A 24,140-nucleotide genomic window follows, 5' to 3' on the forward strand; every position below is an offset into this window, starting at 1 on the left:
GAGGAACGAATCGCACGGGAACTGCGGTGCAGGGTCACAAGGCAGGGGCGACAAGCCATGAGTCAACCGTTGGGCGGAGCGTGCGCGAACGTACAGGCGGGGCCGGGCCACCGCCGCGGGTCTGGGCGGGAAGCGAGCGATCACCGATGACGGCCGCGCGGACGGGGTCGGTGGCACCCGACCTCACGATCGGAGTCGTCGGCCCGCATGACCTGGTCGAAAGGGTCATGCTGATGGGTCACGGCCCCACACCGGTGCCGAGCCGGCTGGTGGCCGCCGCATATCGAGACGAACAGGAGGCGGCCGACAAGGTCGTGCGGCTGGGATCGGGCGTGGACGTGTGCCTGTTCGCGAGTCCGGTGCCGTACGACTTCGCCCGCAAGGCCGGGGTGCTGACCATGCCGGCCACCTACGTCCCCCTCAACGGTGCCGCGTTGCAGGGTGCGTTGCTGCGGGCCTCACTGGACGAACGCTTCGACCCTGCCCGAGTGAGCATCGACGTGCTCGCCCGGGGCGAGGTCGAGGAGGCCTACGCCGAGATCAGCCTCGGCACCGAGCAGGTCCACCTGCGCGAGGAGTCGGCGGGGCCCGGAACCCTGGCCGCCTTCCACGAGAGGCTGTGGCGGCGCGGGGCCACCACCGTGGCGATGACGTGCGTGCACGCCACCGCCGAGCGGATGGAGATGGCCGGCGTGCCGACCATCCGCGTCCGGCCGACCGGGGCCGCGATCCGCAGCTCGCTGCAGACCGCCGCGCTCCTGGGCGCCCACCACCGGCTCGAAGAGTCACAGCTCGTCGTTGTGCTGGTGGACGTCCCGACCCTCCGCGAGACACCGCGCCGGGTCACCCCCCGCTACTGGCGGGACGAGCTCAAGCTGGCGCTGCACCGGGTGCTGCTCCAGGAGGCCCACCGTATGAACGCCTCGGTGTGGCCCCTGGACGACCACAGCTATCTGGTCATCGCCACCCGGGGCTCGGTCACCGCGACCACCGAGGGTTTCCGGACACCCCCGTTCGTGGAGCGCGTCCGCGAGGAGCTCGGCCTGGCGATCGAGGTCGGCATCGGGATGGGCCGCACCGCCCACGAGGCGGAGACCCATGCCCGCGCCGCGCTCGCCCGGTCGCAGAGCTCGCAGCGCGCCCAGGGCTTCGCGCTCGACCGCGACGGCCGCGCGCTGGTGCCCGCGCCCCGCACCCCTCCCCGAACACAGCCCCAGGCCAAACCGAAGGGCCTGGAGATCCTCGCCCGGCTCGCCGACAAGCTCGGCGACCAGGAGCAACCGCTGATCGTGGACGCGGAGAACGCCGGCAAGATGCTCGGCGTCACCCCCCGCACCGCCCGGCGCCTGCTGCGCACCCTGGTCGAAGAGGGCCTGGCCTGGCCGCTGCCTCCCAACCGGACGCCGCAACCCGGCCGTCCGCGCCAGCTCTACCGGCTGATCGTCGAGAAGCTCGGCCCCAAGGCCGGAACGTGAACCGGGCGTCTCCGTGATCATGCATCCATGATCACGGAGACGCGGTGGTTTCGGCGGCGGCGCGCCCTCGACGCCGCGGGTCCGCCTCAGCCGTTCCGGTGCGGGAAGGCGTGGGCCACTTCGAGAAAAGCGTCGTTCTCTTCGGGAGAGCCGATGGAGACCCGGGCGCCCTCGCCCGGGAACGGCCGGACGCTGATGCCCTGGGCGTCGCAGGCGGCGGAGAAGTCCATGGTGTGCTCGCCCAAACGGAGCCAGACGAAGTTCGACTCGGCGGGCGGCACCGTCCAGCCGTCGGCGATGAGGGTGGCGCGGACGCGCTCGCGCTCCTTGACCGTGCCCTCGACCCGGGTGAGCAGCTCGTCGGTGGCGGCCAGCGAGGCGATGGCGGCGGCCTGCACGACGGCGTTGACGCTGAACGGCAGGTAGGTCTTGCGGATGGCCTCGGCGACCGTGGGGTGCGCGACCATGTAGCCGACGCGCAGCCCGGCCAGGCCGTAGGCCTTGGAGAAGGTGCGCAGGATGGCCAGATTGGGACGGTCGCGGTACAGGTCGAGGCCGTTGGGGACCTCGGGGTCGCGGATGTACTCGATGTACGCCTCGTCCAGCACGACCAGGCAGTCGGCCGGGACGCGGTCGAGGAACGCCTCCAGCTCGGCGCGGCGCACGACGGTGCCGGTCGGGTTGTTGGGGTTGCAGACGAAGACCAGCCGGGTCTTGTCGGTGATCGCGTCCGCCATCGCCGACAGGTCGTGGGTCTCGTCGACGAGCGGCACCTGGACCGAGGTGGCGCCCGCGAGCGCGACCAGGATCGGGTACGCCTCGAACGAGCGCCAGGCGTAGACGACCTCGTCGCCCGGCTCGCAGACCGCCTCGAGGAGCATCTGGGTGACGCCGACCGAGCCGCATCCCACGGCGATGTGGGACGCAGGGACGCCGAACCTGGCGCCGATCGCCTCGATCAGCGCGGCGGAGCTGTTGTCCGGGTACCGGTTGACCTTGGTGGCCGCCTCGGTGATCGCCGCGAGGACGGACGGGAGCGGGCCCTCGGGCGACTCGTTCGACGACAGCTTGAACGAGCGTCCCTCGGGGGAGGCCACGATCTTGCCGGGCTTGTAAGCCGTGAACCGGTCGAGCACGGATCGGAAGCGCGGAGTGTTTGCCTCGGACACCGTTGTCCTCCAGGTTGAGCGGGCGATGCGTGCGCTCCAGCCTACGGATCGGCGGAACGCTACGAAACGGTGGACTGCCGCATCATCCAGCAGACAGTGACAATGCGGACGAACTCCCAGTCGCGGGTGTCGCCCGGCCACCAGCCCTTGCGGAAGGCGTCCTCGGCGAAACCGCGCAGGTAGCGCATGAGGGCGTCCTCGTCGAGCGTCTCGACGAGATCGCGGACGGCGGCCGCGTGCTGGTCGACGGCGGCCGCGAGCGCCGGGGAGAAGGACATCTCGGCCACACCGGCGTCACCGATGTCGCGCACGAGGAGCCCCAGCTCTTCGGACAAATCGCCATTCATGCCACAAAAGCTAGCAATCCCCAGGTCATGCCCTGTCCACCAGGTGCCCGGTGAGCGGCTTCAGACGGAGCATGGGCGGACGCAGCTGCTCGGCGTCCCCCCGGGTGTAGAGGCGCGCGGGACGTCCCCCGTCGCGCGTCGTCGTGCGTCCGGTCGGGATCAGGAACCGGTCGGCGCCGGTGACCTTCCGGTGGAAGTTGCGGGGGTCGAGCGGGCTGCCCCAGACGATCTCGTACACGCGGCGCAGTTCGGCGACCGTGAATTCGGGAGGGCAGAACGCCGCCGCCAGCGAGGTGTACTCCAGCTTGGCGCGCGCGCGTTCCACCCCATCGCACAGGATGCGCCGGTGGTCGAACGCCGCCCGGTCATGGTTGATCAGGTCGTCCACGGCCGTCCACAGGACCTGCGCCCGGCTGGACGCGGGCAGGTCGGGGGCGAGCCCGAGATAGGCGACGCTGACCACGCGCTGGCGGGGGTCGCGGTCGGGGTAGCCGTACGTCGCGAGCTGTTCGAGGTGGAGCGTCCCCTGGACGGGAGTGTCGGCGAGCCCGGCGCGCTCGGCCATCAGGCGGGACGCGGCGACGGGGAGGTCCTCGTCCAACTGGATGAAGCCCCCCGGGAGTGACCAGCACCCGTTGTAAGGGTCGTGGTCGCGCCGCCACATCAGGGCGCACAAACGCTGCTCCCGCACGGTGAGAACGACAAGATCGACGGTGACGGCTAGCCGGGGCACGGGCATGGCATGAACGTTACAAGCCCGAACCCCCGGCGGGGTGGACGATCGCGATCGCCCACCCCGCGCGGCAGTCAGTTCTCGAGCTTCGGCTCCACCAGCTCCGTCGGGGGCTTGTGCCCGTTGGTGTTGTTCAGCAGGGTCCGGGCCAGGCCCAGGCCCGTCCCGCCGAGCGTGAGGGCCTTGGCGAGCATCTCCTCCACGCCCTGCGCGCCGTTCAGCACGATCATGTTGTCGACGTTGCCGAACACGCCCGCTCCGGCCTCGACGATCTGCGGCCAGTTCTCGGCGAGCTGCTGGGCGATGACCGCCTCCTGGTTCTCGGCCAGCGCCTCGGCCCGCGCCCGGATCGTCTCGGCCTCGGCCATGCCCTTGCGGCGGATGGCGTCGGCCTGGGCCTCACCGATCAGCCGGGTCGCCTCGGCCTCCCGCTGCGCCTTCAGCTGGACCTCGGTCGCGGCGGCCTGCGCGTAGGCGATCCGCTCCTCACGTTCGGCCTCGGCCAGCTTGATCTGCTCGTACGCGCGGGCGTCGGCCGGCTTGCGGACCTCGCTCTCCAGCCGCTTCTCGGTGCGCTCGGCCTCCAGCTCGGCGTTGCGGGTCTCGCGAAGGATGACCTCCTGCCGGGCCTGCTGCGCGGCCTGCTGCACCTGGCCGTCGTACTCGGCCTTCTTGATCTCGGTGTCGCGCACCACGGAGGCGTTGTTCCGCTCGGCCTCCTGCTCGCGCTGGGTGGCCTCCTGGTTCCGCTCGGCCTCGGCCATCCGGGCCGCCGCGGCGACCCTGGCGGCGTGCGGGCGTCCCAGGTTGGTGATGTAACCGGTCTCGTCGTCGATCTCCTGGATCTGCAGGGAGTCGACGACCAGCCCCAGCTTGCTCATCTCGTCGGCCGCCGACCCGCGCGTCTCGCTGGTCAGCCGCTCCCGGTTCAGGATGAGGTCCTCGACAGTCAGGTTTCCGATGATCGAACGAAGATGGCCGGTGAACAGTTCGTGGATGGCGCCGTCCATGGAATTCTGCTGCTCAAGGAATCGCCGCGCCGCATTGGCGATCGACACGAAGTCGTCCCCGACCTTGTAGATCACCACTCCCCGCACCCGCACCGGAATCCCCTGCTGCGTCACGCAGTTGACCTCAAGGTTCGCCGCACGACTGTCAAGCCGCAGCCGCCGCGACACCTGGAAGCCGGGCAGGACCGCCGTCCCCTTACCGGTGACGATCTTGAACCCCAGGCTGTCCACGCCGTCGATCGGCTTGGACCTGGCCCCCAGACCAGAGATGATCAAGGCTTCGTTGGGTTCGGCGACCCGCCAGACCATCTTGAACAACACGATCAGAATGACCAGGGCGGCGATGACCGCACCGGCCACCACAAGTATGGGCATGGCTCCTCCGGCCCGGCCCAAGGCGATCCGTCACAGGACATGCGGACCTCATGGGCCACAACGTTGCCCAATAGACGTCGGCCGGCCCGATCTGGTTCGCCCCACCCCCAAAACGTTCCCCAACCGCAAGCCCACCGCCCCCAGCCCAACTGCGAGCGGTGTTGGGGCCGTCAGATCAGGGCGGCTGCTACGTAGACCGTTCGTGGGGGGTGGTACTCGACGACGACGATGATCGAGCCGACCGGGATCTCGTCGCGGGGGTCGGAGGGGTGGGCGTAGAAGGCTTCGCTTCCGCCGCGGATGGCGATCATGACCTCGCCGACGAGTCCGGGTCCGATCTTGCCGGTGACCCGGCCCTCCTTGCCGATCAAGGCAGCCCCCGCTCGTTCGTTCGTACGGCGCAGGCGCGCCGCGTAGGGGAACGCTATCCGTAGACGCGCCGATCCTGAAGTCAGGGCAGGATGCGCTGCGCCTGCGAGTGGGCGTAGCGGGCCAGCTGCTCGGCTTCGGCACGGGTGGCGCCCGGGCCGAACAGGCTGATCGTGGCCAGGAAGCGCCGGTCGCGGAGCACCACGTACCAGGTCTTGGTGTGCGAGGCGCCGCTGACGGTCGTGACGCCGACCGTCCGGGAGCCCTCGCCGATCGTCCCCAGCGGGGCCTCGACGACGCGGTGCTCGGACCACTGCGCGCCGACCCTGGTCCTGAACGCCATGCAGTCGGCCGGGACGCGGGCCTTGACCTGCTGCTCGGCGGCCGAGTCCGGCATGGCCATGAGGGCTTCGGTGACCGACTGGCCGTTGCCCTTGGTGAACGTCGCGATCGCCGCCGGGATGCCCTTGTCGAGCATGGCCGCACCCGGCCGCTCGTTGCGGCAGCTCGGCTTGTCGAGCCGCACCTGGCGCTGGAGCTGGTTGAAGTTCTGGATCGCCTTCAACGATCCGTACTCACCCGAGTCGGGCTCGCCCGCCCGCTCATACCCGGGCAGCTCGGTCAGGAGCGCCTGTTCGAGCTGGTCGGAGGTGTAGCCGGTGCCCGCGAGCGCGGCGCGTCCGGTCACCTTCGCGGGCTCGGCGCCGTCGTCGCCACCGCCACCGCACGCGGACGCCATGACGGCCGCCGCCACGATCGGGAGGAGCCTGTGCATGTCGGCGACCTTACGGCGCACACGCCGCGAGTCACCGCAGACGACACGCCCTTTGGGGACGCCGTCACTCAAGGTGATCGAACGTGTGCGATTGGGTAAGGGAGGTTAAGCGCTCACGATAGGGGCGCCGCATCTCATTCGGGGGGAATCAGGATGCTCCGCAAGCTCATCGTGCTGTTGGTGATGCTCTCGCTCGTCTTGACGTCGGCGTGCGGCAGCGACGACAAGAAGGCGTCCCGCAGCGGTGCGGGCGCCACGGCCTCGCAGGCCGGAGGCGGCACCGCCTCGCCGGACGTCTGTCCGAGCGAGGCGACCAAGAAGTTCGCCAAGACCCGCTTCGTCGCCGACGCCGGACTCGCGTTCGGCGCGTTTCACCGCTGGATCTACAAGCCCTACAAGGAAGGCACGTTCCAGAAGGGTGCCGAGGGCCGCACCAAGGCCATGGTCAAGGCCGCCGCCGCCGGTGCCTTCACCGTCAACCGCCTCAACGCGGCACGCAAGATGGTCAACGCCGACCCCAAGCTCTGCGGCGCTCTGAAGAAGCCGCTCGACGGTCTGATGACCAAGCTCAAGACCCTGCCGGACAAGCTCAAGTCCGGGAACATCAACCCGGCCGAGATCGGGTCCGTGGGCGGCGCCATCGACGCCTTCAAGTCGGACGCCTCCAAGTCGGGCAACGACATCAAGGAGCGGACCCCGCCCAACGTCGGCGGCTGAGCCGCGGCGCTTCTGGAGCCGCCTGCCCCGGTCGGGGTGGGCGGCTCTCTCTTGCTGGGCGCGTACGTTCTGCTGGGCCTTGTCCGACGCCGGTGGTGCGGGCGTTGTGCGTGGTGAAGTGCCAGCGTGCCTAGGTCGTCGTCCCCGGGGGCTTCGCGGTGTTGTTGGCGCGGTCGTTGTAGGTGCCCGCGTATTCCTGACCCGACTGCTTCTGGATGGTCTCGATGATCTCGTCGGTGATCAGTCGGCGGGCCTTGGCCGGGGGGAGGTCGCGGAGGTGCGTGAAGTCCATCGGGGGGCCGAAGTGGACGGTGGGGCGGGGGCCGAACATACGGGGGCGGGACGCGCCGAGGGGCTGGATCTTCTCGGTGCCCGTGACCGCGACCGGGAGGACGCGGGCGCCCGAGGCCAGGACGAGCCAGCCGACGCCGGTGCGGCCGCGGTAGAGGCGGCCGTCGTGGGAGCGGGTGCCCTCGGGGTAGATCGCGAAGGCGCCGCTGTTGTCGAGGATCTCGACGGCCTGCTCCAGCGCGCCCATGGCGGCGCGCTGGGCGCCGCGCTTGACCGGGACGTGTCCCAGGGTCGTCAGGAACCAGCGGACGAAACGTCCCTTGAGGCCGCGTCCCTCGAAGTAGTCGGCCTTGGCGATGTAAGTGAGCGGCCTGGGGAGCGACAGCGGGATGATGAAGCTGTCGATGAACGAGAGATGGTTGCTGGCGACGATCAGCGGCCCGTACAGCGGGACGTTCTCGGCGCCCTCGATCCGCGGCCGGAAAATCAGTCGCAGGATCGGCGCGACCACGCGCGACATGAACGTGTAGAACACCCGGCCTCCTGAGAATTCAGCACCGCCACTCTAACGTCTGCGTTGATGTGCGCAGGTCAGGGCGCCCATCGCGCCGGTCTTTGCGCAGGTCGCGCGGGGTTACAGTGACTTTCCCCACCCTATGGGGCTGAATTTGACGACCATTTCCTACTGATACGTAAGTTTCTCTTCAGTAGCTTTTCGCGGAGGGTGCGCGCATCGGTTACGGTCCCGGCGCCATGCTTGCCCGACGGACCCATTCTCGGGCCGAACTTGGAATGCGGGCGGCGTTGCGCGATCCTGGGAGCTTACCGAGCAGGGGTCGGCGGGTGCTTCTCCAGGGTGGGGCGTGAGGTGGACCCATGGACTTCGACATTCAGCTGATGAATCACGACCGTTGCGCTCTGGTGCGAGTGCGGGGCGACATTGACGTGGTGTCCCGGACGCGGTTCGAAGAGGGGCTGTTCGAGGCCGTCGACGCCGGGCCGTCCATGGTCGTCGACATGCGGCAGGTCACCTTCTGCGATTCCACCGGCCTCAACGCGATCGTCGCGGCCAACCGCCGTGCCCTCGAGCGTGGCGGCCACATCGCGCTGATCGCGCTCCCGCCTCGGGTCGAGCGCGTTTTCCGTGTCACGGGCATCGACAAGTTCGTCCCGATCTACAAGACGCTCCGCGAGGCCGTGGCGGCCCTTCCGTCCGGCACCACCCCGTAGCTCAGCTGCAGCCTTCGAACTGGGGGACGCTGGGAGTCAGCTTGAGCCCCGACTTGCCGAACCAGCGGGTGAGGAGCCGGGTGGCCTCGCCTTCCTGGTACATCTCGATCAAGGCCCGGTTGACGGCCTCGCAGCCTTCGAGGTCGCCCTTGCGCAGGCCCACGCCGTACTTCTCGTCCGTGAAGGGCGCGTTGATGATCTTGACCGGACGTCCCACGGCGAAGCCGGCGAGGATGAGGTCGTCGGTGGAGACGGCGTCCAGGCGCCCGGCGGCCAGGGCGTCCATGCACGCGCCGTAGGTGCCGACCTGGACGCGGGTCGCGTCGATCTTGCGCTCCTCGATCACGCGGCGCCAGGAGTTGGAGCCCTTGACCTCGCACAGGCGCTTGCCCTTGAGGTCGCGGACGTTGTTGATCGAGGTGTCGTCCGCGCGGACGAGGGTGTCCTGGTGCGGGACGTAGTACGGCCCGGCAAAGGTGACCTGGGTCTTGCGCTTGGCCGTGATCGAGTAGGTCGCGAAGATCATGTCGACGTTTCCGGCGCGCAGCTCCGCCTCCCGGACGGACGACGGCGTCGTCTTGAACGTGACACGGCTGCGCGGGACACCGAGCTTCTTCGCGACGTAGAGCGCGACGTCCACGTCATAGCCCTCATAGGTGTCGCCCCGCTTGAAGCCGAGCATCGGCTGGTCGGCCTTGACGCCGATCACGAGCGACCGCTTGTCGGCGACCGAGGTCTCCTCGGCGCCACCGAGGCCGCAGGCGCTGGTCATGGCCGCCAGGGCCACGAACGCCGCGTACTTTCGCATGCTGCTACCTCCGTCAGCGGAACTCGGCGAGCCGGGGCCGGACGCCCACCAGGACGAGCCCGGCGATGACCAGGACGGCGATCGGCGGGATCAGCGTCCAGCCGCGCAGCCCGTCGTCGCCCGCCTTGATCGACTTCTCGAACGCCCGGCGATGGGTTTCGGCCAGGTCCGTCAGGGCCTTGTCGTAGGCGTCGAAGCTGCTGATCGTCCCGGAGCCCCGGCCCATCCGCAGGTCGATGGCGCCGTCGCGGTCCCCCTTGGCGACCAGCTCGCGGAGCTGGCGGTCATTGCGCAGGACGACGCCGTAGGCGGTCAGCGTCCGGTTGAGCGCCGCCTCGGTTTCGGGCCGCGCCTTTCTCGACTCCTCGCCGAGCAGACCGAGCATGTCGACGAACTTGCGCCCGGGTTCGCGCTTGGCCAGCCGCTCCTCGACCAGCGCGTAATACGTCTCCAGATTGCCTGGCTTCGTCCCCGGGTCGAGATAGAGCACCGAGAGCGACTTGTCGAGGTAGGTCTGCTCATAGGTGTCGGCCCGGCCGGGGTCGAGCAAATAGCGGCTCTCGTCCGCGAAGGCACTGTGGCTGATCGCGCGGGCCCGCGACAGCGCCAGGACGGAGTCGAACCCGTCCTCCTTGGCCCTTTCGAGATCGCCCGCCCGCGCCGAGAGCACCCCCACACCCACCGTGACCAGGATGAACGTCGCGAGCGTGGCCAGGGCCAGCGCCGGGTTGACCAGACGCCGGAACGTCCGGGCCAGCGAGATCTGGAGGGCGAGCAGGACGCCGAGCGCCAGCACGCCGGTGAGCCCGACCCAGGCGCGTCCGGTCACCACGGCCCCGCGCTCGGTCTCGTACGACTGCCGGACGGTCGCGCCGCTCTCCAGCGTCAGGTTGTAAGCCTTGGGCAGCAGTTCCAGCCGCATCATCTCCGACGCCGCCCGATAGGTGTCGACGACCGGTTTCGGCGTTCGACCCGCCGCGTGGTCGGCCTGCCGATCCAGGAGCATCGCCTCCCCGACCAGGCGCTCGTAGCGGCCCAGACCGTCCAGGACCTCCCGGACGGTCCGCTGCCGCTTGACGTCCGTCCCCGCCAGCTGCGCGGCCTGCACCGTCGCCCGGCCCGCCTCCGTACGCCGCCGCTCGTAACGACGCAGCGCCTCGTCGTACCCGACCCCGAGCTGGTGCTCGCGCCCGATCAGCAGCACGTTCGCGACCTGCGCGTCCATGTCGCTCAGCGCGAAGTACAGCGACCCTGTGGTCACGACCTGCGGCCCGGCGTCGTGCCCAATGGTCTGGACGCCGTCGCGCGCGTTCCCGATCGCCATCCCGAGCGCCACCAGCAACGCCAGCAATGTCACCAGAGCAAGCGCCGCATACCCCCGGATCTGGCCCGTGATGGTGCCGAGCCACCGCCCCCTAACCAGCGTGAACAGCCGTCCCCGAGGGGGCTGCGGCGGTTCGGGTTCAGCCGGCCGCCGGATCGTCGGAACGGCCGTATGACGTCCCGGCCCCGCAGGCGCTGTGGTCATGACGGGCTCTCCCCCTCGAAGGCCAGCGTGATCGTGGTCCAGGCCCCCACGTGGATCCTGTCCCCGTCCCCCACAGGAACCGGAACGTTGACGGCGATGGCCTCGCTCCCGCCGTTCACCGTCGTCCCGTTGGTCGACCCCGGATCGACCACGACCCACGTCCCGTCGGGCTGGGCCAGCAACACCGCATGCACATGCGAAACCCCAGGATCCTCGGGCGGGACACTCAAGTCGATCTCCGGCATCAACCCCCGGGACACACTCCTCCGCCCAATCCGCACCTGCGGCCCGATCAACGGAACCCGCCGCTCAGGACAGTACGGCGGAAACCTCAAACTCGTCGCGTCCGGCCCGCCCAACTCCACCACGGCCGCAAAGTACTCCCGATCAGCCCCAACAACCGCCACCCAACCCCGAGAACCCCGCCCACCAGCCGCCCCCACGCCCCGCGAGCCAGCCCCCGACCCCTCCACCCCAACACCAAGCTCACCCAAGCCAGTACCCGACGCCTCCGCACTGTGACCACCCCCTCCACCCGCGCCCACATCACCCAAACCCGCCCCCGGCCCACCCACGCTCGACGCACCCGCACCCGACCCGTCTGCCCCCCCGCCCCGCCCGCCCGTGCCAGGCACCCCCGCACCCGCACCAGGCGCACCCGCACCAGGCACCCCCGCGCCTGTGCCAAGCGCACCCGCGCCTGCGCCAGGCTCGCCTGCACCCGGCTCGCCCGTGCCTGGCCCGGCCGTGCCGGGGCCTTGCGTGCCAGCACCGCTCGCACCCGGCGCCGCGGCACCATGCCCACCCGCGCCGGTGCCCGACTCTGCCGCGCGACCCACGCCCGATCCCTCGCCACCAGAAGCGCCCGCGCCCTGCCCACCCGCGCCCGCGCCTATGCCGCCCGTCCCCGCGCCGCCCGCACCCGGCGCGGCGGCGTCCTCCCCGCCCGCACCGCGTGCGCCCGCGCTGTGCTCACCCGCGCCTGGGTCGCCCGCACCCTGCGAACCCGTGCCCGGCCCACTGGTGCCCGGCGCCGCCGCGCCCTCCGCACCCGCACCGCGTGCGCCTCGCCCGCCCGCACCCTGCGAACCCGTGCCCGGCCCGCTGGTGCCCGGCGCCGCCGCGCCCTGCCCACCCGCAGCGCGTGTGCCTCGCCCGCCCGCACTGCGCGCGTCCGCACCCTGCTCGCCCGTGCCTGGGCCGTGCGTGCTGGCACCGCTCGCACCGGGCGCCGCCGCACCTTGCTTGCCCGCACTGCGTGCGCCTGCGCTCTGCTCACCAGCGCCCTGTGCGCCCGTGCCTGGGCCGTGCGGGGCCGCGCCGTGCGTGCCTGTGCCCGCACTGTGTGGGTCAGAGCCGCCCGTACTCGGCGCTTGGCCATGGCCGCTCGCGCTGGTGCCTGACGCTGTACCGCCGCCCGTGCCCGACGCCTCTACGCCATGCGTGCCCGTGCTTGCGCCCCGCGCAGCCGGGCCGTGGGCACCTGCACCCGGGGCGGGTGTGGCAGTACCGCTCGTACCCGGGGCCGCCGTGCCGTGCGCGTCAGTGCCAGAGGCGGCTCCGCGGTCCGCGCCCGTGCCCGACGCCTCTGCGCTAGGTGTGCCCGTGCTCTGCGCGGCCGTACTGGACGTCTCCGTGCCGGGTGGGGTGGCGAATTCGCCGGGGGCGATGGTGAGGGTGGTGGCGGTTTTGGTCTCGAAGTCGTAGCCGTCCTCTTCGCAGAAGCGGCCGGAGCGGGGGGTGCCGCATTGTGGGCAGAGCTCCTCGCCGGGGGTGGGGGCGGCGTTGGGGAACTCGGTGCGCGGGGTTCCGGGCAGCAGCTCTCCGCATACGTCGCAGAAGTCGTCGCTGTCGGACGTGTGCCCGCTCGGGCAGATCGGCATGGCCTCAGCCTCCGTCCTGGGCGGGGACGATGCGCGTCAGCACGGCCTCACCCGCCGGTTCCGGGGTCGCCCTGGCGGGTCCGCACGGTGCGTACGGACCGGGTGTCCAAGGACATCTCATCGGCCTTGGCCACCCCCTTCTTGAGACGCACGGTCCCGGTCTCGGGATCGATCACGTCCACGACGCGGTCGAGCAGTCCGGCGATCTGCTCGTTGCCGACCTCCGCCGCCAGGACGACGGCGCGGCCGAGGCGGGCGGTGGCGGTGTCCTCGTCGCCCTTGCGGCGGGCCTCCAGGCCCTCCTGGACGGCGGCGGCCAGCTCCTGCTGGCCCGTGTGCAGGGCGACGCGGCCGTTGATCTGGGTGGATCTGGCCTCGTCGTCCGTCCACTCGGCCAGGACGTTGCCGGACGCGAGGGTCCGTTCGGGCGTACCCGGGACGATGAGCTTCACCCAGGCGGCGCGCATCTGGCGGCCGACGTCGCCCGCCGGGACCTCGACGCACAGGTGGTATTCGCGTTCCTCCGCGCCCCAGGCGCCGATCGGGAAGTCGCCGGTCTGCTTGCCGGACGCCTTCCCGCGGCCGGTGAGGTCCTCGACGGTCGGGACCATCTGCTTCAGGAAGCGCAGCCGGGCGTCCTGGGGTGTCCAGAGGCGGAGGGCGACGTCGGCGACGCGCTTTTCCATGGACGCCTGGGTCATCTCGCGGAAGTCGTCCTCCAGGTCGTGGGGGTCGGGGACGTCCAGGAAGGTCCCCAGGAGGGCCGAGGAGATCTTCCGGAGCTCGGCGACCTCCCAGTCGGTGCCGACGCCGCGGGCGTCGCACACGAACTTGCCCGAGCACTGGGCGAGGGCGGAGTCGAGGTCCTCGGTGGTCTCGTGCTGGTTCTTGCCGTCGGTGAGCAGGATGACGTGCCGGACGGCGTTCTCGTACGGCTCCAGCAGCTGGTCGGCCAGCCGCAGCCACGACCCGATCGCGGTGCCGCCCGCCGCCTCCAGCCGCTTGACTTGGCTGAGCGCGCCTTTGCGGGTCTTGTCGCTCACCCGGACGAGCCGCTCGCCCGTCGGGTAGATCATGCGCGGCTGGTTGGCCCCGGCGACGACGGCGAAGTGCACGCCGTCCCGCAGGACGTTCAGGGCGGCGGTGGCGGCGCGCTTGGCCGCGGCCATCTTCCCGGCGTACGACATCGACCCGGACGTGTCCACGAGGATGATCTCGGCGGCCTCCGTCCCGCTCGGGGGTGGGGGCGCGCCGGCGGCTCCGGCGGCCTCGACGGTGATGACGGCGTGCATCTCACGGCCGCCCGCGGGGAGGTACGGGTTCTGGTCGACTCGGATCGTGAATTCGGGAAGGTCACTCATGCGAGGGTCTCCCTGATGTCTCGGCCAGTGCGGTTGGGGTCCGCAAAGGACGTGGGGGGTAGGGGACGAGCGCCACGGTCACGTTGTCGTGCCCGCCCGCCTGGAGCGCCGCCATCACCAGCCGCCGTGCGCCGTCCAGCGGATCACCGTCCCCGACTTCCGTGCCGTTCGGGCTCCCACCGTCGGTTTGCCCTCCCGGGCCGGGACGGTCGGCCGGGTCGCTCGCGCCGTTCGAGGCTCCGCCGCCTGCTTGCCGCCTGGAGTGGTCGGCCGAGGTCGAGGCTCCGCCATCCGCTTGCCGTTCCGGGCTGGGTAGGTCGGCAGGGTTCGAGGCTTCGCTGTCGGCGTCCCGTCCCGCCCCGGGGCGGTCGGCCGGGTTCGAGGCTCCGCTGTCGGCGTCCCGTCCCGCCCCGGGGCGGTCGGCCGAGGTCGAGGCTCCGCTGTCGGCTTGCTGTTCCGGGCTGGGGCGGTGGCGTTCGCGGGAGGCGGTCGTCTCCGGGGTGGAGCTGGGCACCGGGCCGCCGTTCGCGCTTGGCGGTGCGGGCGCCCTCGATGGCAGGTCGGGGACGCCGTTCGGGGTGGCTTTCGCTTCCCGGACGAGGGTGGTGAGCGTGACGGGGTCGGGATGGTGGTTCCAGAGGCCGTCGCTGCAGAGGAGGACGAGGCCGCGTCCCGGGGGAGTGAAGGTCGAGACGTGGGGGTTGAAGGTGCCCGCGTCGGCGCCCAGCCAGGCGGTGATCATGTGGGCGCGGGGGTCGTTGCGGGTCTCTTCGGGGGTGCGGCCCGCGGCCCAGGAGTCGTCGTGGGTGAGCTGGACGGGGGAGTCGGCGGCGAGCCAGTAGGCGCGGCTGTCGCCGATCCAGCCGACGGTGACGGTGTCGGGGCCCGTCACGGCGGAGACGTAGGTACAGGCGGGCGGGTTGCCGGAGTCGGAGAGCCCGGCGACCGCGGCGGCGGCGTCGCAGAGGGCGTCTCGGGTGGCGGTCTCGGGGCTGAGGCCCGCCGAGAGGCCCGCGGCCAAGGCGGCGGCGCCGATCTCCGCGGCGAGCTGGGCGGCCTCCTCCGAGCCCGGCGCCGAGGAGACGCCGTCGCAGACGACGGCGCAGACCTGGTGGGTCAGCGCGACCATCGCGACGGCGTCCTCGTTGCGCGGACGCCGCAGGCCGCGGTCGCTGACGGCGGCGGCGCGGCCGGGGATGACGATCTCGACGTGCTCGCGCCCGCTGGGCTGGCGCAGGCCGCAGTGCTCGCAATAGCCGTCCGCGCTGATCAGGATGCCGCCGCAGTCGCCGCAGGCCAGCGCGCCGGGCTGGTCGCCGGACGAGACCGGCGGGACGACCTTGGGCCGGGCGCGCAGGGAGTGGCCGCACTCCTCGCAGAAGCGGTCGCGAGGGTCGAGCGGGGCTCCGCACGCCGGGCAGGGTTCCATGGTCAGAACAACGTCCTCGGCCGGACGTGGTTGGCGCGTCTCACCAGCGTGTGCCGGGCGGCGTGGCCTCCGGCGAGCTTGGCCATCTGGCGGTAGGTCTTCTCCAGCCTGCGGCGCAGCGGGACCTCCTGGAGCGGCGTGTCGAGCAGGTGGACGCCCGGGTTCGCCGACGGCGACGACCGCAGCCAGGTGAGCCCGGATTCGAGGATCTCGGCGGCGAAGGCCGCGTAGCGTTCTGAGTCGAGGCGCAGGGACTGGAGGCGGCGTCCGGCCTCGGTGAGGACGGTGGCGTTCAGCTCGGCGGCGGGACGTCCCCTGACGGCGGCCGCGACGGCCGCGAGCTGGGCCGAGAGGTAGTACGTCGAGATACGGGGGACGGAGTCGAGGACCTCCATCGCGCCCGCGCGGTCGCCCGAGGCGAGCCTGACGCGGGCGAGCCCGAACGCGGCGCTCACATACGTCGGGTCGGTGCGCCAGACCAGCTCGTAGAAGTGGGCGGCGGCGCTGGTCAGCCGGTGGCATTCGTTGGCGAAGGCCAGGGCGAGCTTGGGCGCGGACTCGCCCGGCATGAGGTCGTACAGCCGGTCGAACACCGCCAGGGCGTCCGGGAGCCGGCCTCCCGAAAGGGCGGCGACGCCGCGGTACCAGTCGACGCGCCAGTCGTCCGGGCGGCGGGTGGCGATGTCGTCCAGGAGCTTGGCCGCGTCGTCGAGCTCGCCCAGCGCGATCCGGACCCTGACCAGCGCCAGGTCGAGCTCGGTGGAGCCCATCGGCGCGGCGGTGAGCGCGGCGGCCAGGTCGCCGGGGTCGCGGGCGGTGAGCCCGGCCAGGAAGCCGGACGCGGGGTCGTTGCCGTCCACCAGTGGGACGGGCAGCGCCGCGGCGGCCGAGGCGGGGTCGAGCGGGGCCAGGACGGGGTGGCCGCTGAGGGGGACGTCGGTTCCGGCGGCGGTCTGCTCGGGGCCGAACAGCGACGAGGCTGCGGGGCGCGGACGCCCGTCGGTCGACGACAGCACCTCGCGCAGGACGCCGGTGAGCTGGTCGGCCATCTCGGCGGCGCTCTGGAAGCGTTTGCCCGGTTCGTAGTGGGTGGCTCGGCGCAGCAGCCGGTAGTACGACTCCTGCTGCTTCAGCAACGGGACCTCGTCGCGGGGCGGGAGGCTGCGCAGATGGCGTCCCGTATAGCCGCGGAACGGGAAGCTGAGGACGGCCAGGGTGCGTCCGACCGTGTACAGGTCGGAGGTGATGGACGGCCCCGGGTCGCCGATCTCGGGCGCCTGGTAGCCGGGCGTCCCGAAGATCGGGCTGTTGACGTCGAACGCGCGGCGGACCCCGCCGAGGTCGATCAGCTTGAGCTGTTCCTCCGACTGGATGGCGTTGTCGGGCTTGAAATCGCAGTAGAGCAGGCCCACGCCGTGCAGGTAGCCGAGCGCGCGCAGGACCTCGAGGCCGTAGGCGATCACCTGGCCGAGCGGGAGGGACGCGTTCTCGCCGTGCTCCGTCCGCAGCCCGAGCAGGATGTCCTTGAGCGACCGGCCGCCGACGTACTCCATGACGATGTACCCGGAGTCGCCGTGCCGGACGAAGTTGTAGATCTTGACGATGTTGGGGTGCTCGACCTCGGCGAGGAAGGCGCGCTCGGCGGTGGCGGCGGCGAGGGAGTCGGCGTCGCCGGTGTCGAGCAGCCCCTTCAGGACGACCCAGCGCCCGCTGACGTTGTGGTCGCGGGCCAGGTAGACCCAGCCGAGCCCGCCGTGCGCCAGGCAGCCGAGCACCTCGTACTGGCCGCCGAGCAGCTCGCCGGGGCTGAGCTTGGGCGTGAACGAGAACGGGTGGCCGCAGTTGCGGCAGAACCCCTCCGTCCGGCCGGGACGCCCGTCGCGGCTGCGCCCGACCTTCTCGTCGCAGCGGCTGCAGAACCGGCGGCTCTCGGGGACCTCGGGGTTCTTCATGATCGCCGAGGCGGGGTCGCGATACGGGACGGGCGGCACCTCCACGAGCCCGACGCCGAGCATCCCGCGCCGCGTCGAGCCGCTGGAGCCCGTTCCCCACACCGGCCCGGTGCCTCCGGACGGCCCGGACGCCCCGCTGGACGCCGAGCCGCCGCTGTCGCCGGTGGCCCTGGTCACCGGGACGACGGACGCCGAAGGGGGCGGCGCCATTCCGCATACGTCGCAGAAACCGTCGTCCTGGATGGTGCCCCGGCAGTCGTGCTGGGTGCAGAGCGTCATAGGCCCGCCTTGTCGTCCATCTTGATCGCGCGCTGGTAGGCGGCGACGGCCGCCGTGGCGCGGCGCAGGTCGCAGGGCGCCGTCCACAGCAGGTCGCGTGCCTGTGCGTAGAGGTCGGTCAGCGTCTCGTCCTCGGCCAGTCCGAGACGTCCGGCCTTGGCCTGGTAGGCCTGGAGGCGTCCGCGCAGTTCGTTGCGCCGGTCGAGCAGCCCGGTGCACAGCCGGGCCGCCTCCCGCGCGCCGTCGAGCGCCTCGCCGACGTCGCGGTCGAGCTGCTCGGTGCGCTCGACCAGGTCGTCCCAGCGGCCCTGCTCGCGCAGGGCGTCCAGGGAGATCAACCGGCGGCGCAGGCCGGGGGCCAGGGACGGCGGCTCCGGCAGCCCCGGCGACACGATCTTGATGAGCGCCTCCTCCCGCGCCTCGCGGGCCTGGCGTTCGGCCTCCTCGACGTCGGCGACGGCGATCGCGATCCCCTCGACCCGTTCGCCATAGGAGTCGCGGATCGCGGCCGCGCCGGAAAGCCGGTCGTGGAGGGCCGAGAGCGACTCCATCAGCCGGTCGAGCCGCGAGGTGTCGGGCGTCCCGTCCCGGACGAGCGCGAGCGGGTCGGCGCGGGCGATCTGCCCCAGCGCGGTCAGCTCGCGGCCGAGCCGGTCGAGGTCGGCGCGCCGTCCCCCACCCAGCGACCGGACGAGCCGCGCCGTGTCGCGCCAGCGCTCCTCGGCCTCCTCCAGCGGCACCAGGAGCACCGTCCACGCGGCGTCCGCGGCGCCGACCAGCTCGGCCGCCGGGCCGAACGCGGCCGACATCAGGTCGACGGCCTCCTCGAGCGACACCCACTCCTTGGCCGACCCGAGCAGCGTCCGCTCCTGGATCGGCACATCGCCCGTGGGAAGCCCGACCGGCGTCCCGGTCAGGATGGCCGTCAGCCGCTCCAGCGTGGCGTGATCGGGGCGCGAGTGGCGGCCCCGGAGCTCCATGGCCTCGTCCAGGACGCTCCTGAAGGAGTCGTACAGCTGCCACATCAGGGCGATGAGCGACTTGGTCTCGTCCCAGCGGTTCCTCGTCTCACCCGTCAGGCGCGCGCCCTGGAGCAGCCGGTAGCCGTCGTGGGCGTCCAGCTCCAGCAGCGAACCCGAAATCTTCTCCTGTTTCTCACGGAGCCCGAGGAGGGCATGGTCGACCCCCTCACGGCTCATGGGCGCGGCGGCCCCGGCACCGCTCTCGGTCACGCTTCTGCCCCCGGTGGTCGCTCCCGCCACGGACCAGCTACAGGATCGGGCGTACGCTCTTGCTTCAGTGTGATCGGTGACACTTTCTTCGACAAGCGTCTCGCACACGGTGGGTCCGTACCGTGACCTCACGGAATGAGGCGATCATCACGCGTCCCGCCCTTGAGTTCGGGAACCCGCTGGTGGAAGTTTGCGTTGCCCCATCAAGGGCGGTCGATGGAGAGGAGTTGAGAGTCCGCGGTGTCGGACCCTTGTCATAGACCCGGTGCCGCATGGTGACAGCGGTGCTCGGAGTGTTCGCCGTGTTGATCCTCACCGCGGCGACCGGCTACTTCGTAGCCCAGGAATTCGCATACGTCGCCGCCGACCGCGCCAAGCTCACCCAGGCCGCGGAACGGGGCGACCTCCCGGCCAAGCGGGCCCTCAAGGTCGTCGGCCGCCTGTCGTTCATGCTCTCGGGAGCCCAGCTCGGCATCACCATGACCACCCTGGTGGTCGGCTTCATCGCCAAGCCCGCCCTCGCCGAGCTCATCGAACCCCTGCTCTTCGGCCTCCCCGAGGGCGCCACCGGGGCCATCGCGCTGGCGACCGGGTTCGTCCTGGCGACGCTCATCCAGATGCTGCTGGGCGAGCTGTTCCCCAAGAACCTCGCCCTGGCCCGCGCCGAGTCGCTGGCCCGCGCCCTGGCCACGTCCACCCTCCTCTACCTGGCGATCTTCGGCCCGCTGATCCGCCTGTTCGACCTGACCGCCGCGCGCCTGCTGCGCGCCGTCGGCGTCGAGCCGGTCGAGGAACTGCACGACGGCGCCACCCTGGAGGAACTCGCCGACATCATCGGCCGCTCGCACAGCGCCGGACACCTGCCCGCTGACCTGTCGGGCCTGCTCGAACGCGCGCTGTCGTTCGGAGACCGCACCGCCGACGAGGTCATGGTGCCGCGCCCCCAGGTCAGCACCCTCCCCGGCGACGCCCCGCTCTCCCGCCTCGTCGAACTGATCCGCTCCACCGGCCACACCGCCTACCCCGTATACGGGACGGAAGTCGACGACGTCATCGGCGTCGCGGGCGTCCGCGAGGTCGCCGACGACACCCTCGACCCGTCCACCCCCGTCGCCGCCGTTGCCCGTCCCGCCCTCCTCGTCCCCGGGAGCCAGCCCCTGTACGGCGTCATCGAGCAGATGCGCGAGACCGGCGAGGAGTTCGCCTGCGTCGTCGACGAATACGGGGGCCTCGCCGGAATCCTCACCTTCGAGGACATCGCCGAGGAACTCGTCGGCGAGATCGCCGACGAGACCGACGCCCACGAGACCGCCCCCACTGCCGCCCCCGACGGCTCCTGGCTCCTCGACGCCGGCATGCGCATCGACGAGATCGTCCGCCTCACCGGCCTCACCCTCCCCAAGGGCGACGTCTACGACACCCTCGGCGGCCTGATCATGTCCGAACTCCGCCGCCTCCCCACCCCCACCGACCGCCTCACCCTGGACCTCGAAGACGGCCGCATCGAGATCGAAGTCCTCACCGTCGCCCGCCGAGTAGCCAGCCAAGTCCGCCTCCAAAAACAAACCCCCGCCATAACCCCATGACCCCACCACGAGCCCCAGCCCCCGAACTCTCCCCACCTCCCACACCCTCGCCGCACCCCACGACCACACCCACCCCCCAACCACCCCAGAAACACGTGCACGCCCACCTAGTCCAAGCTCCCGCCCGCAACGGCGCCACCCCGCCCACGACTCATGTGAGCCGCGGTCGCGTCCACGCCCCCCGGGTCCGAGGGCCCGTCCACGACGGCGTAATCCCGTCCACGACTCTTGCGAGCCGCGGTCGCGTCCACGCCCCCCGGGTCCGAGGGCCCGTCCACGACGGCGTAATCCCGTCCACGACTCTTGCGAGCCGCGGTCGCGTCCACGCCCCCCGGGTCCGAGGGCCCGTCCACGACGGCGTAATCCCGTCCACGACTCTTGCGAGCCGCGGTCGCGTCCACGCCCCCCGGGTCCGAGGGCCCGTCCACGACGGCGTAATCCCGTCCACGACTCTTGCGAGCCGCGGTCGCGTCCACGCCCCCCGGGTCCGAGGGCCCGTCCACGACGGCGTAATCCCGTCCACGACTCATGCGAGTCGCGGCCGTGTGCACGTCCGCCCAGGCCATGGGTCCGTCTGGGACGGCGCAACCCCGCCCGCCACTCACGCGAGCCGAAGTCGTGTACACGCCCGCCAGGGCCAAGCTCCCGTCCGCGACCGCGTAGCCCCGCCCGCCACTGATGCGAGGCGCAGTCGCAAGCACGCCCGCCCAGGCCGAGGACTCGTCCGCGACGGCGTGACCTCGCTCGCGCCCAAGCGTCCGTTGGCGGCGTCGTGAGCACGTCTCCCCGTTCCGAATTCCTCAAGGACGACGCGAGGAAGTCCCCCGCGTTCATGCTGGTTGGCAGGAGGCCGCGCTTTCGCGCCGAACAAATTGGCGGACGGCGTGAGTGCGTTCACGCGGCGCCGGTCTTTGGCGGTGGCGATGTGAACGCGCTTGCGTCTACTCGCGATACGTCCCCGACGAACGGCCTTACTTTGCACGCTGTGCCTGCCCGTGTCTGTGGTTGTGGCGCTGGTGTGCTCGTACGGGCGGACGGTGGGGGTCTGCGGCCACGGCTGTTCGGTTTCTCTGGTGGTGTTGGTGTGAGCGGGGTGTCTGGCCGTGGTGGGTTTTCGGTGAATGGCTTGGGTGTGGCTGGTCACCTCGTGTTCTTGGGGGTGGCGGCGTGAGTCCGGTGACGTCTTTGGTTGTGACCGTCCTTCTGTTGGTCGGCAATGGGTTCTTTGTTGCGGCTGAGTTCGCGTTGGTGGCCGCTAATCGGGGGCAGCTCGAGCGGGCCGCGGATCGGGGTAGTCGCCCGGCTGCCGCGGCCGTGGCGGGTGTTCGTGAGTTGTCGTTGATGCTTGCGGGGGCGCAGTTCGGCATCACGATGTGCTCGCTCGGGCTGGCGATCGTCACTGAGCCGGCGTTCGAGCATCTCCTGGAACCACCTCTGCATGCTCTTGGGGTCCCCGAGACGGGTACCAAGGCGATTGCACTCACCATTGCGCTCGCTGTCGTCACCTTCCTTCACATGGTCATCGGGGAGATGGCGCCCAAATCGTGGGCCATCGCTCATCCCGAACGCTCTGCCTTGATCCTTGCGCTGCCCTTTCGCGCGTTCGCGAAAGTGTCGCGTCCCATCCTTTCCAGCCTCAACGCCGTCACCAACGGGATGCTGCGCCTTATCGGCATCACCCCGCGCGACGAGCTCGACGCCCACACGGATGCGCAGCGCCTCACCCACCTGGTCGGTGAGTCGCGTCGCCTCGGCTTGATCGAGCGACAGGACCACGAGCTCCTGCGCCGTGCGATCTCCGCCCGCGAGGCCACCGTGGGCCGCCTGGTCGTCCCGGCCACCGCCGTCACCACCATCGACGCGGACGCGACGGCCGCCCAGATCCGCCGCACCGCGACCGCGAGTGGTCACAGCCGTCTGCTGGTCCGCGCGGCGGACGGCACCGTGGCGGGCATCGTTCACGTCCGCGCCGCCATCACGGACCCGGGTGCCCGCCGCGCGGCCGATCTCGCTTACCCGGCTCCCGTGCTCACGGCGTCCACCACCGTGCTGGACGCCGTCAGCCGCCTACGCCGGGCCCGGGCCCAACTCGCCGTGGTCAACACCCCCGCGGGCGAGCTCACCGGCATCGTCACGCTCGACGACCTGTTGGCCGAGCTCCTTGCTACCAACCCGCACTGACAATTCGCTCTCGCAACACCGTGGCGCCTGCATGACCTGCGCTGTTGTTGAGGTGCTGCAATGCGTTCCCTGGGTCATCGTGGGTCTATGGAGATCACGCCGAATTCGTCCGACAAGGCCGCACCTGACCCGAACTTCCGTCCTGATGGGCTCGGTGCTGAGTCGTCCGGTGGTGGCTCTGACCACGGCCACGGCCACGGGCATGGCCACGGCCACGGGCATGGCCACGGCCACGGGCACGGGCATGGCCACGGCCACGGGCACGGGCATGGCCACGGCCACGGGCACGGGCATGGCCACGGGCATGGGCACCGGCGCGGGCATGGGCACGGCCCCGGGCATGGGCACGGGCACGGGCACGGGCACGGGCACGGGCATGGGGAGGGTCGGCGGCAGGGGCGCGGGCATGTGGGTGGGCGGTTGAGGCGGGGGGTTGGGTGGGTGGTTCATGGGGTGCGGCCTCATTCGCATGAGGCTGCGGACAAGGTGGATTCGGCGCTGGAGGCCAGCGCTGAGGGGATGCGGGCGTTGTGGATCTCGCTGGTCGGGCTGGGGATCACGACTGTTGTTCAGGCGTTCGTGGTCGCGTATTCGGGGTCCGTGGCCTTGCTGGGGGACACGCTGCATAACGCGGCGGACGCGTTGACTGCTGTTCCGTTGGCGATTGCGTTTCTGGTGGGACGGCGTCCGCCCACGCGGCGGTACACATACGGGTACGGGCGGGCCGAGGACCTCGCGGGGATCGTCATCGTTTTGACGATCGCGGCGTCGTCGGTCGCGGCGGGTTATGCGGCTGTGCAGAGGCTTGCTGAGCCGCAGCCTGTGAGGCATTTGGCGGCGGTGGCCGTGGCGGCGCTGGTGGGCTTCGCGGGGAACGAGCTGGTGGCTCGGTATCGCATTCGGGTGGGACGGCGTATCGGTTCGGCCGCGCTTGTCGCCGATGGTCTGCACGCCCGCACGGACGGGTTCACGTCGCTCGCCGTCCTGCTGGGGGTGGGCGGGGTCGCGCTGGGTCTTCCGTGGGCGGACCCGGTGGTGGGGCTGTTGATCACGCTGGCGATCCTGCTGGTTTTGCGGCAGGCGGCGCGTGAGGTGTGGCGGCGTCTGATGGACGCCGTCGATCCTGCTCTTGTCGACACGATGGAAGAGGTTCTGGCTGGGACGCCGGGTGTTCTTGCGATCGGGGAGGCGCGGCTCCGCTGGGTCGGGCACAGTTTGCGCGCCGAGTGCGCGATCGTTGTGGATTCTCGCGCCACCGTCGTCCAGGCTCACCGGATCGCCGTGGACGCCGAGCACAACCTGCTCCACGCGCTGCCTCGCCTGGCCGGAGCGGTCGTTCATCCGGATCCGCAATCCGATGACGACACTGATCACCACGCCGTGTTGGCCACGCATCGGTGACCGATCCGT

Annotated in this window: 21 protein-coding genes; 7 read left to right on the top strand and 14 right to left on the bottom strand. The window is 71.1% G+C overall.

From position 1 onward, the window contains the following. Positions 1 to 146 precede the first annotated feature (146 nt). Positions 147 to 1,475 (top strand): transcriptional regulator, encoded by a 1,329-nt coding sequence (locus ACQPY4_RS01355; protein ID WP_433331504.1) that lies wholly within the window; start codon positions 147 to 149, stop codon positions 1,473 to 1,475. Positions 1,476 to 1,561: 86 nt separating this feature from the next. Here ACQPY4_RS01355 and hisC read toward each other — a convergent pair whose 3' ends face one another. From hisC to ACQPY4_RS01385, 6 genes are all read right to left on the bottom strand, one after another. Further along, entirely contained in the window at positions 1,562 to 2,644 is a 1,083-nt protein-coding gene (hisC, locus tag ACQPY4_RS01360) for a histidinol-phosphate transaminase (RefSeq protein WP_433331506.1), read from the bottom strand. 59 nt (positions 2,645 to 2,703) lie between these two features. After that, entirely contained in the window at positions 2,704 to 2,991 is a 288-nt protein-coding gene (locus ACQPY4_RS01365; RefSeq protein ID WP_433331508.1) for a DUF6401 family natural product biosynthesis protein, read from the bottom strand. A gap of 25 nt (positions 2,992 to 3,016) precedes the next feature. Then, positions 3,017 to 3,730, bottom strand: a complete 714-nt coding sequence (locus ACQPY4_RS01370) for an NUDIX hydrolase (RefSeq protein WP_433331510.1) — start codon at positions 3,728 to 3,730, stop codon at positions 3,017 to 3,019. 68 nt (positions 3,731 to 3,798) lie between these two features. Further along, a complete protein-coding gene (locus tag ACQPY4_RS01375; protein WP_433331512.1) occupies positions 3,799 to 5,109 on the bottom strand; it encodes a flotillin family protein in 1,311 nt (436 codons plus the stop codon). Positions 5,110 to 5,279: 170 nt separating this feature from the next. Continuing rightward, positions 5,280 to 5,480 carry a hypothetical protein gene (locus tag ACQPY4_RS01380; RefSeq protein ID WP_433331514.1) on the bottom strand — a complete coding sequence of 67 codons (201 nt, stop codon included), beginning with the start codon at positions 5,478 to 5,480 and terminating at the stop codon, positions 5,280 to 5,282. Positions 5,481 to 5,560: 80 nt separating this feature from the next. Then, positions 5,561 to 6,253 (bottom strand): hypothetical protein, encoded by a 693-nt coding sequence (locus tag ACQPY4_RS01385; protein WP_433331516.1) that lies wholly within the window; start codon positions 6,251 to 6,253, stop codon positions 5,561 to 5,563. Positions 6,254 to 6,406: 153 nt separating this feature from the next. On the opposite strand from ACQPY4_RS01385, the gene ACQPY4_RS01390 reads away from it, so the two are divergent. Further along, complete coding sequence (locus tag ACQPY4_RS01390) at positions 6,407 to 6,970, top strand: hypothetical protein (protein ID WP_433331518.1); 564 nt, start codon at positions 6,407 to 6,409, stop codon at positions 6,968 to 6,970. A 130-nt stretch (positions 6,971 to 7,100) separates the two neighbouring features. Here the strand turns inward: ACQPY4_RS01390 and ACQPY4_RS01395 are convergent, their stop codons facing one another. Beyond that, positions 7,101 to 7,796 (bottom strand): lysophospholipid acyltransferase family protein, encoded by a 696-nt coding sequence (locus ACQPY4_RS01395; protein ID WP_433331520.1) that lies wholly within the window; start codon positions 7,794 to 7,796, stop codon positions 7,101 to 7,103. A 341-nt stretch (positions 7,797 to 8,137) separates the two neighbouring features. Here ACQPY4_RS01395 and ACQPY4_RS01400 point away from each other — a divergent pair, with 341 nt between their 5' ends. Further along, the gene (locus ACQPY4_RS01400; RefSeq protein WP_433331522.1) at positions 8,138 to 8,491 is read left to right on the top strand and encodes an STAS domain-containing protein; all 354 of its coding nucleotides are present in this window, start codon (positions 8,138 to 8,140) and stop codon (positions 8,489 to 8,491) included. A 1-nt stretch (position 8,492) separates the two neighbouring features. Here the strand turns inward: ACQPY4_RS01400 and ACQPY4_RS01405 are convergent, their stop codons facing one another. The 7 genes from ACQPY4_RS01405 to ACQPY4_RS01435 are packed head-to-tail and all read right to left on the bottom strand — an operon-like array spanning position 8,493 to position 18,963. Continuing rightward, complete coding sequence (locus tag ACQPY4_RS01405) at positions 8,493 to 9,299, bottom strand: glutamate ABC transporter substrate-binding protein (RefSeq protein ID WP_433331524.1); 807 nt, start codon at positions 9,297 to 9,299, stop codon at positions 8,493 to 8,495. A gap of 13 nt (positions 9,300 to 9,312) precedes the next feature. Then, positions 9,313 to 10,827 carry a hypothetical protein gene (locus ACQPY4_RS01410; protein WP_433331526.1) on the bottom strand — a complete coding sequence of 505 codons (1,515 nt, stop codon included), beginning with the start codon at positions 10,825 to 10,827 and terminating at the stop codon, positions 9,313 to 9,315. Continuing rightward, a complete protein-coding gene (locus tag ACQPY4_RS01415; protein WP_433331529.1) occupies positions 10,824 to 12,710 on the bottom strand; it encodes an FHA domain-containing protein in 1,887 nt (628 codons plus the stop codon). The genes ACQPY4_RS01410 and ACQPY4_RS01415 overlap by 4 nt, the downstream gene beginning before the upstream one ends. A 47-nt stretch (positions 12,711 to 12,757) precedes the next feature. Continuing rightward, entirely contained in the window at positions 12,758 to 14,071 is a 1,314-nt protein-coding gene (locus tag ACQPY4_RS01420; protein ID WP_433331531.1) for a vWA domain-containing protein, read from the bottom strand. Then, complete coding sequence (locus tag ACQPY4_RS01425) at positions 14,064 to 15,500, bottom strand: protein phosphatase 2C domain-containing protein (protein ID WP_433331533.1); 1,437 nt, start codon at positions 15,498 to 15,500, stop codon at positions 14,064 to 14,066. Before ACQPY4_RS01425 ends, ACQPY4_RS01420 begins: the two co-directional genes overlap by 8 nt. A 2-nt stretch (positions 15,501 to 15,502) precedes the next feature. Beyond that, positions 15,503 to 17,731, bottom strand: coding sequence for a tetratricopeptide repeat protein (locus tag ACQPY4_RS01430; RefSeq protein ID WP_433331535.1), 2,229 nt, complete (start codon positions 17,729 to 17,731; stop codon positions 15,503 to 15,505). Then, complete coding sequence (locus ACQPY4_RS01435; protein ID WP_433331537.1) at positions 17,728 to 18,963, bottom strand: hypothetical protein; 1,236 nt, start codon at positions 18,961 to 18,963, stop codon at positions 17,728 to 17,730. The genes ACQPY4_RS01430 and ACQPY4_RS01435 overlap by 4 nt, the downstream gene beginning before the upstream one ends. 272 nt (positions 18,964 to 19,235) lie before the next feature. On the opposite strand from ACQPY4_RS01435, the gene ACQPY4_RS01440 reads away from it, so the two are divergent. The 4 genes from ACQPY4_RS01440 (at position 19,236) to ACQPY4_RS01455 (ending at position 24,131) form a co-directional block, all read left to right on the top strand. Further along, positions 19,236 to 20,549: a hemolysin family protein gene (locus ACQPY4_RS01440; protein ID WP_433331539.1), complete on the top strand. Its 1,314-nt coding sequence runs from the start codon at positions 19,236 to 19,238 to the stop codon at positions 20,547 to 20,549. Between the two features lie 1,167 nt (positions 20,550 to 21,716). Next, the gene (locus tag ACQPY4_RS01445) at positions 21,717 to 22,730 is read left to right on the top strand and encodes a hemolysin family protein (protein WP_433331541.1); all 1,014 of its coding nucleotides are present in this window, start codon (positions 21,717 to 21,719) and stop codon (positions 22,728 to 22,730) included. Positions 22,731 to 22,884: 154 nt separating this feature from the next. Then, positions 22,885 to 23,154: a hypothetical protein gene (locus ACQPY4_RS01450; protein ID WP_433331543.1), complete on the top strand. Its 270-nt coding sequence runs from the start codon at positions 22,885 to 22,887 to the stop codon at positions 23,152 to 23,154. Between the two features lie 62 nt (positions 23,155 to 23,216). Continuing rightward, positions 23,217 to 24,131 carry a cation diffusion facilitator family transporter gene (locus ACQPY4_RS01455; protein WP_433331545.1) on the top strand — a complete coding sequence of 305 codons (915 nt, stop codon included), beginning with the start codon at positions 23,217 to 23,219 and terminating at the stop codon, positions 24,129 to 24,131. Positions 24,132 to 24,140: the final 9 nt, after the last annotated feature.

Source organism: Spirillospora sp. CA-294931, assembly GCF_050946795.1.
Taxonomy (GTDB): domain Bacteria; phylum Actinomycetota; class Actinomycetes; order Streptosporangiales; family Streptosporangiaceae; genus Spirillospora.